This is a genomic window from Pseudomonas sp. NFR02 (assembly GCF_900119375.1).
Taxonomy (GTDB): domain Bacteria; phylum Pseudomonadota; class Gammaproteobacteria; order Pseudomonadales; family Pseudomonadaceae; genus Aquipseudomonas; species Aquipseudomonas paracarnis.
The window spans coordinates 1,152,752-1,167,123 of sequence record NZ_FPJJ01000001.1 but is presented as its reverse complement, the minus strand read 5'-3'; the positions used below and the strand labels follow the sequence as shown (position 1 = coordinate 1,167,123).

12 protein-coding genes are annotated in these 14,372 nt (G+C 61.0%); 10 read left to right on the top strand and 2 right to left on the bottom strand.

The features are described from left to right. Positions 1-353: 353 nt before the first annotated feature. From BT199_RS05460 to BT199_RS05425, 8 genes are all read left to right on the top strand, one after another. On the top strand, positions 354-1,664 hold the full coding sequence (locus tag BT199_RS05460) for an ABC transporter substrate-binding protein (RefSeq protein WP_072434085.1): 1,311 nt from the start codon (positions 354-356) through the stop codon (positions 1,662-1,664). A 176-nt stretch (positions 1,665-1,840) separates the two neighbouring features. Next, complete coding sequence (locus BT199_RS05455; protein WP_034127650.1) at positions 1,841-2,731, top strand: carbohydrate ABC transporter permease; 891 nt, start codon at positions 1,841-1,843, stop codon at positions 2,729-2,731. 10 nt (positions 2,732-2,741) lie between these two features. Continuing rightward, positions 2,742-3,572, top strand: a complete 831-nt coding sequence (locus tag BT199_RS05450; protein ID WP_005788583.1) for a carbohydrate ABC transporter permease — start codon at positions 2,742-2,744, stop codon at positions 3,570-3,572. 23 nt (positions 3,573-3,595) lie between these two features. Further along, positions 3,596-4,699, top strand: coding sequence for an ABC transporter ATP-binding protein (locus tag BT199_RS05445; RefSeq protein WP_072434084.1), 1,104 nt, complete (start codon positions 3,596-3,598; stop codon positions 4,697-4,699). An 18-nt stretch (positions 4,700-4,717) separates the two neighbouring features. Continuing rightward, positions 4,718-6,199 (top strand): mannitol dehydrogenase family protein, encoded by a 1,482-nt coding sequence (locus BT199_RS05440; RefSeq protein WP_072434083.1) that lies wholly within the window; start codon positions 4,718-4,720, stop codon positions 6,197-6,199. Between the two features lie 135 nt (positions 6,200-6,334). Then, on the top strand, positions 6,335-7,816 hold the full coding sequence (gene xylB, locus BT199_RS05435) for a xylulokinase (protein WP_072434082.1): 1,482 nt from the start codon (positions 6,335-6,337) through the stop codon (positions 7,814-7,816). Positions 7,817-7,828: 12 nt separating this feature from the next. Continuing rightward, positions 7,829-8,767, top strand: coding sequence for a carbohydrate kinase family protein (locus tag BT199_RS05430; protein WP_072434081.1), 939 nt, complete (start codon positions 7,829-7,831; stop codon positions 8,765-8,767). Between the two features lie 144 nt (positions 8,768-8,911). Then, positions 8,912-11,512, top strand: a complete 2,601-nt coding sequence (locus tag BT199_RS05425) for an autotransporter family protein (RefSeq protein ID WP_072434080.1) — start codon at positions 8,912-8,914, stop codon at positions 11,510-11,512. A 69-nt stretch (positions 11,513-11,581) separates the two neighbouring features. On the opposite strand, the gene BT199_RS05420 is transcribed toward BT199_RS05425, so the two are convergent. Next, positions 11,582-11,851: a DUF1652 domain-containing protein gene (locus BT199_RS05420; protein WP_014718706.1), complete on the bottom strand. Its 270-nt coding sequence runs from the start codon at positions 11,849-11,851 to the stop codon at positions 11,582-11,584. Between the two features lie 369 nt (positions 11,852-12,220). Here BT199_RS05420 and BT199_RS05415 point away from each other — a divergent pair, with 369 nt between their 5' ends. Both BT199_RS05415 and map read left to right on the top strand, forming a co-directional pair. Beyond that, a complete protein-coding gene (locus tag BT199_RS05415; protein WP_003190946.1) occupies positions 12,221-12,421 on the top strand; it encodes a ParD-like family protein in 201 nt (66 codons plus the stop codon). After that, the gene (map, locus tag BT199_RS05410; RefSeq protein WP_003190945.1) at positions 12,421-13,191 is read left to right on the top strand and encodes a type I methionyl aminopeptidase; all 771 of its coding nucleotides are present in this window, start codon (positions 12,421-12,423) and stop codon (positions 13,189-13,191) included. Before BT199_RS05415 ends, map begins: the two co-directional genes overlap by 1 nt. A 37-nt stretch (positions 13,192-13,228) precedes the next feature. Here map and sfnG read toward each other — a convergent pair whose 3' ends face one another. Continuing rightward, on the bottom strand, positions 13,229-14,353 hold the full coding sequence (sfnG, locus tag BT199_RS05405; protein WP_072434079.1) for a dimethylsulfone monooxygenase SfnG: 1,125 nt from the start codon (positions 14,351-14,353) through the stop codon (positions 13,229-13,231). Between the last annotated feature and the right edge of the window lie 19 nt (positions 14,354-14,372).

The window sequence follows — 14,372 nt, the reverse complement described above, 5'->3', positions numbered from 1 at the left end:
TCACCTGGGGACGCAGAGCGTCCCAAGCGGCGTTACCACGCGGAGCGTGGGAACGATCAAGCGTTAAGCACTGCACTGAGGATCGTTCCCGCGCTCTGCGTGGGAATGCATACCGTGACGCTCTGCGTCACCCCGGGACGCAGAGCGTCCCTAGCGACGTTGCCACGCGGAGCGTGGGAACGATCAGGTGGTCGATGAGTGCAAAAAAGTATCAGTGAGCGTGCGCCCAAGGATTTGTCACCGCCGCTTTTGAAGGCTGTAATCAACGCACACTCTTCCTGACTTCTCGTAGGAAGACACAACAACAATAACCGTCCTTCTGTAGCCCTCTGGGCGCGGAAATGGAGTGCGCGATGAAGTTCACAGCAAAAGCATTGCTTGCCTGTACCTGCATGACCCTCAGCGCCGTCAGCCTTGGCGCGCAAACCCTGACCATTGCCACCGTCAATAACAGCGACATGATCCGCATGCAGAAGCTCTCGAAAACCTTCGAGGCCGAGCATCCGGAGATTAAGTTGAACTGGGTGGTGCTCGAAGAAAACGTGCTGCGCCAACGCCTGACCACCGACATCGCCACACAAGGCGGGCAGTTCGATGTGTTGACCATCGGCATGTACGAAGCCGCACTCTGGGGCGCCAAGGGGTGGCTGGAGCCGATGAAGGACTTGCCGGCTTCCTACGACCTCGACGATGTGTTCCCTTCGGTGCGTGACGGTTTGTCGGTCAAGGGCTCGTTGTACGCCCTGCCGTTCTATGCCGAAAGCTCGATCACCTATTACCGCACCGACCTGTTCAAGGACGCCGGGCTGAGCATGCCTGAGCACCCAACCTGGAGCCAGATCGGCGAATTCGCCGCCAAACTCACCGACAAGTCCAAAGAGCAATACGGCCTGTGCCTGCGCGGCAAAGCCGGTTGGGGTGAGAACATGGCGCTGATCACCACCCTGGCCAACGGCTTCGGCGCGCGCTGGTTCGATGAGAAGTGGCAGCCAGAATTCAACGGCCCCGAGTGGAAGAACGCGCTGAACTTCTACGTCGACAACATGAAAAAATCCGGCCCGCCGGGTGCCTCCAGCAACGGTTTCAACGAAAACCTGGCGCTGTTCAACAGCGGCAAGTGCGCGATCTGGGTGGATGCCAGCGTGGCCGGCTCGTTTGTTACCGACAAGAGCCAGAGCAAGGTCGCAGACCATGTGGGCTTTACTTTCGCGCCCCATGAGAAAACCGATAAGGGCACCTCGTGGCTGTACTCCTGGAGCCTGGCGATCCCCACCAGTTCCAAGGCCAAGGACGCCGCCAAGGTGTTCACCAGTTGGGCCACCTCCAAGGAATACGGCCAGCTCGTGGCCAAGACCGATGGCATCGCCAATGTGCCGCCAGGTACGCGCCAATCCACCTACAGCGATGAATACATGAAGGCCGCGCCGTTCGCCAAGGTGACGCTGGAATCGCTGAAAGTGGCGGACCCGACCAAGCCGACCGAGAAGCCGGTGCCGTATATCGGTATCCAGTTGGTGACCATTCCTGAATTCCAGGCGATTGGTACTCAGGTGGGCAAGTTCTTCTCGGGCGCGTTGACCGGTCAGCAGAGCGTCGATGCTGCGTTGACCGCCGCGCAGACCACCACCGAGCGGGAAATGAAGCGGGCTGGTTACCCCAAGTAACCCAGCTTCACCCGCGCAAATGTAGGAGCAGGGCTTTTGTGGGAGCTGGCTTGCCTGCGATGGAAACAACTCGGTCTATCAGTAGTACCGAGGCGATACCATCGCAGGCAAGCCAGCTCCCACAGTGACCGCGCTCCGACGCAGGTTCTGTAGGCATCTGACTGGTTCTGATCACCATGAATACACCTCCAAAAAACCGCCTGGCCAACCCCGGCTGGTTTCTCGTCAGCCCCTCGGTGGCCTTGTTGCTGCTGTGGATGATCGTGCCGCTGGGCATGACCCTGTACTTTTCGCTGATCCGCTACAACCTGCTCTACCCCGGCGAAAACCAATTCGTGGGGCTGGAAAACTTCAGCTACTTCATCACCGATTCGGGGTTCCTGCCCGGCGCCACCAATACCCTGTTGCTGGTGGGCAGCGTCTTGCTGATCAGCGTGGTGTTCGGCGTGTTGATCAGTGCGCTGCTGGAGGCCAGTGAGTTCCTGGGGCGCGGCATCGTCAGGGTGATGCTGATTTCGCCGTTCTTCATCATGCCCACGGTGGGCGCGCTGATCTGGAAGAACCTGATTTTTCACCCGGTGTCGGGGATTCTCGCCGCCGTGTGGAAGTTCTTTGGCGCCGAGCCGGTGGACTGGCTGGCGCATTACCCGCTGCTGTCGATCATCATCATTGTGTCGTGGCAATGGCTGCCCTTTGCGATCCTGCTGCTGATGACCGCGATGCAGTCGCTAGACCAAGAGCAAAAGGAAGCGGCACGCCTGGACGGTGCCGGCGCCATTGCGATTTTCTGGCACCTGACCCTGCCCCACCTGGCCCGCCCGATTGCCGTGGTGGTGATGATCGAAACCATCTTCCTGCTCTCGGTGTTCGCCGAAATCTTCACCACCACCAACGGTGGCCCCGGCTACGCCTCGACCAACCTCGCCTACCTGATCTACAACCAGGCGCTGGTGCAGTTCGACGTAGGCATGGCCTCGGCCGGCGGCTTGATTGCCGTGGTCATCGCCAATATCGCGGCGATCATCCTGGTGCGGATGATTGGCAAAAATCTGACTGACAAACCTTGAGGGCCGCGCCATGACGCTTCAACAATCCCGCCGCCTGCAAAGCCTGTTGCTCGGCACGCTGGCCTGGGCCATTGCGATCCTGATTTTCTTCCCGATCTTCTGGATGGTGCTGACCAGTTTCAAGACCGAAATCGACGCGTTCGCCACGCCGCCGCAGTTCATCTTCACGCCGACGCTGGAGAACTACCTGCACATCAACGAGCGCAGCAACTACTTTGCCTACGCCTGGAACTCGGTGGTGATTTCGTTCAGCGCCACCGCCCTGTGCCTGCTGATTTCGGTACCGGCCGCCTACTCCATGGCGTTCTACGAAACCCAGCGCACCAAGGGCACGCTGCTGTGGATGCTGTCCACCAAGATGCTGCCGCCGGTGGGCGTACTGATGCCGATCTACCTGCTGGCCAAGAGCTTTGGCCTGTTGGATACGCGCATTGCGCTGATCATCATCTACACCCTGATCAACCTGCCGATTGTGGTGTGGATGGTGTACACCTACTTCAAGGACATCCCCAAGGACATCCTCGAAGCCGCCCGCCTGGACGGCGCCACCCTGTGGCAGGAAATGGTGCGCGTGCTGCTGCCGATTGCCAAGGGTGGCCTGGCGTCCACGGTACTGCTGTCGTTGATCCTGTGCTGGAACGAGGCCTTCTGGTCGCTGAACCTGACCTCCTCCAGCGCCGCGCCGCTGACCGCCTTGATCGCCTCTTACTCCAGCCCCGAAGGCTTGTTCTGGGCCAAGCTGTCCGCCGTCTCGACCCTCGCCTGCGCGCCGATCCTGATCTTTGGCTGGATCAGCCAGAAGCAGTTGGTACGCGGTTTGTCCTTTGGCGCCGTCAAATAATAATTCCCAGCGGAGGGCCCATCATGGCCAACCTGAAAATCAAGAATCTGCAAAAAGGCTTTGAAGGTTTTTCCATCATCAAGGGCATCGACCTGGAAGTGAACGACAAGGAATTCGTGGTGTTCGTCGGCCCGTCGGGCTGTGGCAAGTCCACCTTGCTGCGCCTGATCGCCGGCCTGGAAGAAGTCAGCGACGGCACCATCGAACTCGATGGCCGCGACATCACCGAAGTCACCCCGGCCAAGCGCGACCTGGCCATGGTGTTCCAGACCTACGCGCTGTACCCGCACATGAGCGTGCGCAAGAACATGTCGTTTGCCCTGGACCTGGCGGGCGTCGACAAGAAGCTGGTCGAGAGCAAAGTCAGCGAAGCGGCACGCATCCTTGAGCTGGGGCCTTTGCTGGAGCGCAAGCCCAAGCAACTCTCGGGTGGCCAGCGCCAGCGCGTGGCGATTGGCCGAGCGATTGTGCGTAATCCGAAGATCTTCCTGTTCGACGAACCGCTGTCCAACCTCGACGCCGCCCTGCGTGTGCAGATGCGCCTGGAGCTGGCGCGCCTGCATAAAGAACTGCAAGCGACCATGATCTACGTGACCCACGACCAGGTCGAAGCCATGACCCTGGCCGACAAGGTGGTGGTGCTCAACAGTGGGCGCATCGAACAGGTCGGCTCGCCGCTGGAGCTGTACCACCAGCCAGCCAACCTGTTTGTGGCCGGTTTTCTCGGCACGCCGAAGATGGGTTTCCTCAAGGGCCAGGTCACCCGCGTCGACAGCCAAGGCTGCGAGGTGCAACTGGACGCCGGCACCCTGATCAGCCTGCCGTTGAGCGGCGCCACCCTGAGCGTGGGCAGCGCGGTAACCCTGGGCATTCGCCCGGAACATCTGGAAATCGCCGCGCAAGGGCAAACCACCCTGACCGTGACCGCTGACGTTGGCGAGCGCCTGGGCAGCGACACCTTCTGCCACGTCATCACCCGCAACGGCGAACCGCTGACCATGCGTATCCGTGGCGACATGGCCAGCCAATACGGCGAAACGCTGCAGTTGCACCTGGACCCGGCGCACTGCCATCTGTTCGACACCGATGGCGTAGCCGTGGCCCGTCCACTGCGCGCTGCCGCCTGATTCCGTGAGTATTTCCAGATGAAATTGAATAAAACCAACCTTACCCAACTGGCGCCCCAAGTGCAGTTGCCTGCCTATGCGATTGCCGACACCCGCCAGGGCATCGCGCACATTGGCGTCGGCGGTTTCCACCGTGCGCACCAGGCGTTTTACACTGATGCCCTGATGAACACTGGCGAAGGCCTGGACTGGGGCATCTGCGGCGTCGGCCTGCGCAGTGAAGACCGCAAGGCCCGCGATGACCTGGCCGGCCAGGATTATTTGTTCACCCTGTATGAACTGGGCGACACCGACGACACGCAAGTGCGCGTGATCGGCTCGATCAGCGACATGCTGCTGGCCGAAGACGGCGCCCAGGCGCTGATCGATAAACTTGCCAGCCCCCAGATCCGCATCGTCTCGCTGACCATCACCGAAGGCGGTTACTGCATCGACGACAGCAACGGCGAGTTCATGGCCCACCTGCCGCAGATCCAGCATGACCTGGCGCACCCGAGAGTGCCGAAAACCGTGTTCGGTTTTATCTGCGCCGCGCTGACCCAGCGTCGCGCCGCTGGCACCCCGGCCTTTACGGTGATGTCCTGCGATAATTTGCCTCACAACGGCGCCGTCACCCGCAAGGCCTTGCTGGCCTTCGCCGCCCTGCACGACGCGGGCCTGCATGACTGGATCAAGGCCAACGTGAGCTTCCCGAACGCCATGGTTGACCGCATCACGCCCATGACCAGCACCGCCCACCGCCTGCAACTGCATGACCAGCACGGGATCGACGATGCCTGGCCGGTGGTGTGCGAGCCGTTTGTGCAGTGGGTGCTGGAAGACAAATTCGTCAACGGCCGCCCGGCCTGGGAAAAGGTCGGCGTACAGTTCACCGATGACGTCACGCCTTATGAAGAAATGAAGATCGGCCTGCTCAACGGCAGCCACCTGGCCCTCACGTACCTGGGGTTCCTCAAGGGCTACCGGTTCGTTCACGAGACCATGAACGACCCCCTGTTCGTGGCGTATATGCGCGCCTACATGGACCTGGACGTCACGCCGAACCTGGCGCCGGTACCTGGTATCGACCTGACCGAATACAAGCAGACCCTGGTGGAACGCTTTTCCAACCAGGCGATTGCCGACCAATTGGAGCGCGTGTGCTCCGACGGTTCATCGAAGTTTCCCAAGTTCACCGTGCCGACCATCAACCGCCTGATTGCCGACGGCCGCGACACGGACCGTGCCGCCCTGGTGGTGGCGGCCTGGGCGCTGTACTTGAAAGGTGTGGATGAAAACGGCGTGCGCTACAGCATCCCGGATCCGCGGGCAGCGTTCTGCCAGGACCTGGTGAGCGATGACGCGCTGATCAGCCAGCGGTTGCTGGGGGTGGAAGAGATTTTTGGCACAGCTATTCCCAAGTCGGCGGCGTTTGTGGCAGCGTTCGAGCGGTGTTATGCAAGCCTGCGCGACAAAGGCGTCACCACCACACTACAAAACCTGCTGAACAAACCGGATTAAACAGGTGGGAGCTGGCTTGCCTGCGATAGCGGTGGTCCAGTAAACCCTGTGATGACTGCCGGACCGCTATCGCAGGCAAGCCAGCTCCCACATCGACCGTATTTTCAACCCAATAATAATGCTGAGCACTCCATCATGACCCAGCAAAACCTGTTCCTCGGAATCGACTGCGGCACCCAAGGCACCAAGGCCATCGTCCTCGACGCCTCCAGCGGCAAGGTGCTGGGCCTGGGCGCCGCCGCGCACACCTTGATCAGCGGCGCCAACGGCCGGCGTGAACAACACACCCAGGAATGGCTGGACGCCTTCACCGAAGCCACCCACCGCGCCCTGCAACAAGCCGGGGTGGACGGCCAGGACATCCTCGGCATCGGCGTATCCGGCCAGCAACATGGCCTGGTGCTACTGGACGAACAAGGTGAAGTGTTGCGCCCGGCCAAGTTGTGGTGCGACACCGAAACCGCGCCGGAGAACGAGCGCCTGCTGGCACACCTTGGCGGCGAAAGCGGCTCGCTGGAGCGCCTGGGCGTTGCAATCGCACCGGGGTACACGGTGTCGAAACTGCTCTGGACCCGCGAGCAGCATCCGGACGTGTTCGCGCGCATCGCCCATATCCTGCTGCCCCACGACTACCTCAACTACTGGCTCACCGGCCGCGCCTGCGCCGAGTACGGCGACGCCTCGGGCACCGGTTACTTTGACGTGCGCAGCCGCACCTGGGATGTGGCGCTGCTCAGGCACATCGACCCCAGCGGACGCCTGGAGGCAGCGCTCCCGCCGTTGATCGAAGCCGACCAAGCGGTGGGCACGATCCTGCCGGCCATTGCCGAGCGCCTGGGCATCAACCCCAACGCGGTGGTGTCCAGTGGTGGCGGCGACAATATGATGGGCGCCATTGGCACCGGCAATATCGCCCCCGGCGTGATCACCATGAGCCTGGGCTCATCGGGCACCGTGTATGCCTTTGCCGACCAGCCCAACGTCAGTCCCCAGGCCTCGGTGGCGACCTTCTGCTCCTCCAGCGGCGGCTGGCTGCCGCTGATCTGCACCATGAACCTGACTAACGCCACCGGGGTGATTCGCGAGCTGTTCGAACTGGACCTCGATGCCTTCAACGCGCTGGTCGAACAGGCATCCATCGGGGCCGATGGGGTGAGCATGCTGCCGTTCCTCAACGGCGAACGCGTGCCCGCCCTGCCCCACGCCACCGGCAGCCTGCAGGGCCTGACCATGACCAACCTGACCCGTGCCAACCTGTGCCGCGCGGTGGTCGAAGGCACCACCTTCGGCCTGCGTTATGGCCTGGACCTGCTGCGCCAGACCGGCCTGCAAAGCCAGAGCATCCGCCTGATCGGGGGCGGCTCGAAAAGCCCGCTGTGGCGGCAGATGGTCGCCGATATCATGCACACCGAAGTGGTGTGTACCGAACAGAGCGAGGCGGCCGCCCTGGGCGCGGCGATCCAGGCGGCGTGGTGCCAGAGCGGCGAACCGCTGGCCAGCCTGTGCGACAAATGCGTGAGCATTGACCCGGCCAGCCGCACCTTACCCGTGGCGGCCAATGTCAGCGCTTATCAACAGGCGTATGAGCGTTATCAACAGCACGTGGCAACCCTTTGAGAGCGAGCAACTATGTATCTGGTGTGTGGTGAAGCGCTGTTTGATTTCTTCAGCGAGGAGGATGCCAGCGGGCAGGCCGCCAAGCTCAACTACAAGGCGATTGCCGGTGGCTCGCCGTTCAACGTCGCGGTGGGTTTGCGCCGCCTGGGGATCGAGTCGGGGCTCTTCGCCGGTCTGTCCACCGATTACCTCGGACGGCGCTTGCAGCAGGTCCTGAATGACGAAGGTATCAGCGAACGCTTTCTGGTGGCGTTCGACGCGCCGACCACTCTGGCGATGGTGGCCGTGGGCGCCAATGGCTCGCCGCAGTACAGCTTTCGCGGCGAAGGCTGCGCCGACCGGCAATTGCAACTGACCCACCTGCCGCCTTTGGGCGATGAGATTCGCGGGCTGCATGTGGGCTCGTTTTCGCTGGTGGTGCAACCGATTGGTGACACCCTGCTCAGCCTGGTCAAGCGTGAAAGCGGCAAGCGTCTGATCAGCCTCGACCCCAACGTGCGCCTTAACCCGCAGCCCGATATCCACCTGTGGCGCGCCCGCGTCGCAGAGCTGGTGCAACACGCCGACCTGATCAAGGTCAGCGACGAAGACCTGCACCTGCTCTACCCCGACCAGACACCGGAAAGCGTGCTGCAAGGCTGGCTGCAACACCGCTGCCAACTGGTGTTCCTCACCCGTGGTGGCGACGGTGCGTCGGTGTTCAGCCGCCAGCATGGCAGCTGGTCGCAACCTGCGGTCAAGGTGGTGATGGCCGATACGGTGGGCGCTGGTGACACCTTCCAGGCGGCGCTGATTGCGTGGCTGACGGAACAGCAGTTGGATTCGGTTGAAGGGCTGCAACGACTGAGCCGCGAGCAGATCGACGCCATGCTGGGCTTCGCGATCCGGGCTGCCGCACTGACCTGCGGCAAGACCGGCCCAGACCTGCCCTATCGTCAACAACTGGCTTGAGCTGAGCGGGCAAAAACCCAAAGTGCCATCACGCAGGCCACGTATTCCGTGGCCTGCGCGCCATGCATAAAAAATTGCGCTACTGGAAAACTGTGCTAAACCCAAAAACAGGAGCAGTTATTACAACAAACTCAGGACACACCCATGCAAAAGCCCAGTGGTTTCTCGACCCGGGCCGTTTTAGCTGTCGGCCTCATTTCATTGCAGTACATGATCCCTCAACCCTCCCCCGCCGCCTGCGTTCTCACCCCGGGAACCGGTAACGATACCTATACGTGCGACAGCGGCAGCAGTCCCGGCCTTACCGACCTTTCCGGGGATAACCATCTGACCCTCCCCGCAGGCGGCACCGGCACCATCAACGGTAATGTCACCTTTGGCCCTGGCGTGGATACGGTGCGCATAGAGTCCGGGCAGATCACCGGCGCGGTGCAACAAGGGGCTGGCATCGATGACTTCGTCATGCTCGGAGGGCAAATACAGGCGCTGTTCCAGGGCGATGGGCTCGACACCTTCAGGATGGAGGGAGGCACCATCGTCGATGCCTTTGAGGACGGCGATGTGGCCTACCAGAGCGGTGGCACCATTGGCCGAGTGAATATGAAGCTGGACAAGAACCTTTATGACATGTCCGGAGGCGCCATCCTGGGCAACCTGGTCACCGGTTTTGATACTGACACCATCATCATTTCCGCTGGCAGCATCGGCGGCAATATCAGCACCAGCGGTGGTGACGACAGCATTACCGTGAGTGGCGGCGTGATCAGTGGTGAGATCCGTGCCAGCGTCGGCAACGACACTTTCCGGTGGCTTGACGGTGGGCAGATCAAGTCCTCGGTGTTGATGGGCGATGGTGACGACACCGCCCTGCTGCGCGGTTTGAATGAAAGCCTGCTGGCCACCAAACCCTCCGTCGATGGTGGCCTGGGCAACGATCAATTGACCTTCGACACAACGACATCCAGCACTGCGGCCCGCTATATCGGCTGGGAGACCGTCAACCTCACCAACCACTCACGCCTGAATCTGGCCGGGGATTTTTTCCTCGGTGACAGTGGCAGCAATACCGGCACGTTCAACATCGACGGCAGCAGTACCCTGGCCGTGACCCAAGGCAGCATCCGCCCCTACACCGCCGGGCAACTGGCGACGCTCAACAACACCGGCACTGTCGACATGACCGCTGACAACAGCGCTACCAGCGTGTTGACGGTGCATGGCAACTACGTGGGCAACAACGGCCAGTTGCATCTGCAAACCGTACTCGGCGACGAAAACTCTGCCACCGACAAGCTGGTAGTGTCCGACGGCAACATCAGCGGTCACACCCAACTGAGTGTCAGCAACCTCGGCGGTATCGGCGGGCTGACTCAGAACAACGGCATCGAAGTGGTCCAGGCACCCAACGGCGCCATCAGCAGCAACGATGCGTTTGCCTTGAAGGGCTCGGTCTCCGCCGGGGCGTATGAATACCTGCTGTTCAAGGGCGGCACCCTTGCCAATACGAAAGACAGCTGGTTCCTTCGTTCCTCAGTGGTGGCCGTGCAACCGCCGGCGGTCCCACCCGTACCACCGACACCGGCCGTGGTGGTGCCGGTGCCGCCGATCCCCGCCACTCCCCCTGTAGTGGACTCGGATGAACCTTCCGTGGAACCGCCCACTGCGCAACCGCAACCCCCAATAGAGCCTGCCGCGCCACCGCCCAGCCAAGTCGCTGCAGCCACGTCGCCGCAATCGGCGGCGAGTAACCCTGTACTTCCCACCGCCGTGGCGGGTGCCGCGCCGATTCCACTGTATCGCCTGGAAGTTCCGGTCTACTCCGTAGACATCCCCGCTGCGCAACTGATGACGTTGCAGGCGCTGGGCACCTTCCATGAACGCCAGGGCGAGCAAAGCCTGCTGACCGATACCGGTGCAGTGCCGGCAGGTTGGGGCCGCGCCTATGGCAGTGATTTCAACAAAAGCTGGTCGGGCAGCGTGGCGCCGAGTTTTGACGGCACGGTCAAGGGCTATCAGGTTGGCCATGACCTTTACGCCGCCGAAACCAGCGGCGGGCAGACGCAACGCCTTGGCCTCTTTATCGGCCAGAGCCGCCTGCGCGGCGACGTGAAGGGCTTTGCAATGGGCTGGCAGAACCATCGCTCCGGGCGGGTCAAACTCGACGGCGACAACTTCGGTGCCTACTGGACACTCACCGATCCGACCGGCTGGTACGTCGACCTGGTGGCCATGGGTACCCGCCTGGATGGCGACAACAAGTCCGACCGAGGGGTGAAGATGGATACCAAGGGCCACGCCCTGGCGTTCTCCGCCGAGGCCGGCTACCCGTTCAGGCTGTCCGAGCATTGGGAGATGGAACCTCAGGCCCAGGTCATCGGCCAGAAGATCGATCTGGATAACCAGCACGACGGCATTTCCAAGGTCTCTTTCGACTCCCAGGAGTATTGGACCGGCCGCATCGGCGCACGGCTCAAGGGTCGCTATCTGGTCAGCAACACGCCCGTGGAGCCGTACCTACGGGCGAATGTCTGGCACACCTTCGGCGGTAGCGACACGGTGACGTTCGACGGGGTGGACCGGATCAAGAGCGATCACAAGTCCTCCACGGCTGATATGGGCATCGGTGTTGTGGCTCAATTGTCATCCACGGTCAGTGTTTATATGGAGGGTAACTATGGCACCCAACTGGACGACAACAACTTTGAGGGTGTCAGTGGCAATTTCGGCGTAAGAGCGCGTTGGTAAACAGGAAGGATGTCAACATTGGGCCTGGCAACTACCAGGCCCATGGGTCAACTTGCACTCAAGCATCCGCTAGTGATAACCGCGAGCGCCGGCTCGTTGCAGTACCGGTGCGTGGCTTTGCTTGAGGTCTTCACGCAACCCGGTGATCAGGTTGCAAATCGCTCGGCTGCTGTCGAGCTTGTCAGGGTGGATACCTTTGACTTCCAAATCCACCCGATCCCGGTCGCGATCGTCGTAGACCCTGATCGTCAACGAGGCATCTTCGGCTTTGGTGCATTCGCACCGTTTAGGCAGGAAACTTCCTTCAATAATGCTGCGAAGCTCTAGTTCTGAAAGCATGGCTAACCTCTCCTTTTTTGAGACTGCCAACAGTTATATGTATCCGACAGGCACTTGCCTGCCACGTCTTGCCAACCCTGGAAGACGCTTTCAATCAGTAAGCCTACTCGGCAAAAACCGTGGTGGTTGTAACCTTTCCTCATAAGCAAACCGCTTGCTCATATTAAAGAAAACGGCTTGTTTGGCATCCTCGTCGAACTACATCGATTAAACGTTTAACCCGCAGCGTGGGGACCGGCGTTTAGGTGGGAATCCTTTTTTCGGCAACCTATCGCAGCCCATCAACCCATCACCGTTCAGCCGAAGAAGGTTTGCGATCGACATACGAACCATATACGATTCGTATATCAATTAAACACAGTGAACCTTATGGGCATCGTCAAGATCACCGATCAGCTGCACGAACAACTGCGCCTGGCCAGCGCCGCCATGGACCGCTCCATCAACGCCCAAGCCGAGTTCTGGATCAAGATCGGCCTGCTCGCCGAACTCAACCCGCACCTGCCTTACAACGAGCTGATCAACAAGCTGTTGCTGGACAAACCCGACCTGATCCGGGGGCGTAGCTGATGATCAAGACCCCCGCACAGTTGGCCGTAATGCGTGAAGCCGGGCGCCTGTTGGCGCAGGTCTTCGACATGCTCGACGGCTTCGTCGCCGCCGGCCGCTCTACCCTGGAGCTGGACAGCGCCGTCGAAGCCTTCATCCGCAATGACCTCAAGGCCCGCCCTGCCAGCCTGGGGCAGTACGACTACCCCTTCTGCATCAACACCTCGATCAACGAAGTGGTGTGCCACGGCATGCCCAGCGCCAAGCAATTGCTCAAGGACGGCGACATCATCAACATCGACATCACCCTGGAAAAAGGCGGCTTCATTGCCGACTCCAGCAAGATGTACATGATCGGCAACGTGACGCCCAAGGCCAGGCGCCTGGTGGACATGACCTTCGAGGCGATGTGGGCCGGTATACGCCAGGTCAAGCCCGGGGCGCGTCTGGGCGATATCGGCCATGCCATCCAGAGCCATGCGCAAGCCAACGGCTACAGCGTGGTGCGCGAATACTGCGGCCACGGCATCGGCCGGCAAATGCACGAAGAACCGCAAATTCTGCACTTCGGCCGGCCTGGCACCGGCCTGGAATTGCGCGAAGGCATGGTGTTTACCATCGAACCGATGCTTAACCAGGGCAGCGCCAAAACCCGCAGCCTGAAAGACGGCTGGACGGTGGTCACCAAGGACAACAGCCTCTCGGCGCAATGGGAACATACCGTGGCGGTGACGGCGGACGGGTTTGAAGTGCTGACCTTGCAAACCCCTCAAAACCTTCACACCCTGTAGGAGCGAGCTTGCTCGCGAAGGCCTCAAGGACTACGCGTTAAACCAGGCTACCCACTTCTTCGTTGACGTTTTTCGCGAGCGAGCTCGCTCCTACAGTGGCCTTGGCTTCAAGCTCGCGCACCAGCGGCAATACACGTTTGCCGAAATACTCCACTTCTTCCTGGAAGTGCAGAAAGCCTGCCAGCACCAAGTCCACACCCACGGCCTTGAGTGCCACGATGCGCTCGGCGATCTGCTGCGGCGTGCCGATCAGGTTGGTCTTGAAGCCATCGTTGTATTGCACCAGGTCCTCAAAGCTGGACTTGGCCCAGTTCCCCTCGCCCTCCGGCGACGCCTTGCCCGCTTGCCGGGCCGCGTCACCAAAGGCGTTGACCGCCTCCGGGTCGGCTTGGTCGATGATCTGCGCCAGCACCGCACGTGCCTCCTCTTCCGTGTCGCGGGCGATCACAAAGGCGTTCACGCCCACCTTCACCGAATGGTGGTTGGCAGCGGCCTTGGCACGAATATCATCGACCTGGGCCTTGACGCCTTCAGGCGTGTTGCCATTGGTGAAATACCAATCCGAGACCCGCGCCGCCATGTCCCGAGCCGCCCGCGAACTGCCGCCCTGGAAGATCTCCGGCTGGCCCAGGGGCTTGGGCTTGAGGGTGTATTGGTTGAAACGATAGAAATCGCCCTTGAAGGTGAAATCGTCCTGGGTCCAGATGCCTTTGAGAGCACGGATAAACTCTTCGGAACGCCGATAGCGCTCATCATGCTCCAACCAATGCTCGCCAATGGCCTGGAATTCGCCCTTGAACCAACCACTGACGATATTCACCGCGATACGGCCATTGGTCAGTTGGTCGATGGTCGCCAATTGCTTGGCCGCCAACGCCGGTTGCCACGGCCCGGGCAGGATCGCCGCGATGACCTTGAGGGTGGTGGTCGCCGCCAGCAACGCATGGCTGAACGCCACAGACTCATGCTGGTTCTCGGCGCCGTAGCCTGCGGTGAAGCGAATCTGCGTCAAGCCATACTCAAAGCCCGCCGCCTCCGCCAGTTGCGCCAGTTTGCGGTTGTACTCGATGCCCCAGTGGGTGCGTTGTTCAATCTTGCTGACGACCAACCCACCGCTGACGTTGGGTACCCAATAGGCAAATTTCACGGCTTGCTGACTCATCGGACGGTACCTCGCACAG

Bases quoted from the DNA above. Each gene is read 5' to 3' on its own strand.
- BT199_RS05445 (WP_072434084.1), top strand. From the start codon at position 3,596: ATGGCCAACCTGAAAATCAAGAATCTGCAAAAAGGCTTTGAAGGTTTT.
- BT199_RS05440 (WP_072434083.1), top strand. From the start codon at position 4,718: ATGAAATTGAATAAAACCAACCTTACCCAACTGGCGCCCCAAGTGCAG.
- BT199_RS05415 (WP_003190946.1), top strand. From the start codon at position 12,221: ATGGGCATCGTCAAGATCACCGATCAGCTGCACGAACAACTGCGCCTG.
- BT199_RS05455 (WP_034127650.1), top strand. From the start codon at position 1,841: ATGAATACACCTCCAAAAAACCGCCTGGCCAACCCCGGCTGGTTTCTC.
- BT199_RS05420 (WP_014718706.1), bottom strand. From the start codon at position 11,851: ATGCTTTCAGAACTAGAGCTTCGCAGCATTATTGAAGGAAGTTTCCTG.
- BT199_RS05430 (WP_072434081.1), top strand. From the start codon at position 7,829: ATGTATCTGGTGTGTGGTGAAGCGCTGTTTGATTTCTTCAGCGAGGAG.
- BT199_RS05425 (WP_072434080.1), top strand. From the start codon at position 8,912: ATGCAAAAGCCCAGTGGTTTCTCGACCCGGGCCGTTTTAGCTGTCGGC.
- xylB (WP_072434082.1), top strand. From the start codon at position 6,335: ATGACCCAGCAAAACCTGTTCCTCGGAATCGACTGCGGCACCCAAGGC.
- sfnG (WP_072434079.1), bottom strand. From the start codon at position 14,353: ATGAGTCAGCAAGCCGTGAAATTTGCCTATTGGGTACCCAACGTCAGC.
- map (WP_003190945.1), top strand. From the start codon at position 12,421: ATGATCAAGACCCCCGCACAGTTGGCCGTAATGCGTGAAGCCGGGCGC.
- BT199_RS05460 (WP_072434085.1), top strand. From the start codon at position 354: ATGAAGTTCACAGCAAAAGCATTGCTTGCCTGTACCTGCATGACCCTC.
- BT199_RS05450 (WP_005788583.1), top strand. From the start codon at position 2,742: ATGACGCTTCAACAATCCCGCCGCCTGCAAAGCCTGTTGCTCGGCACG.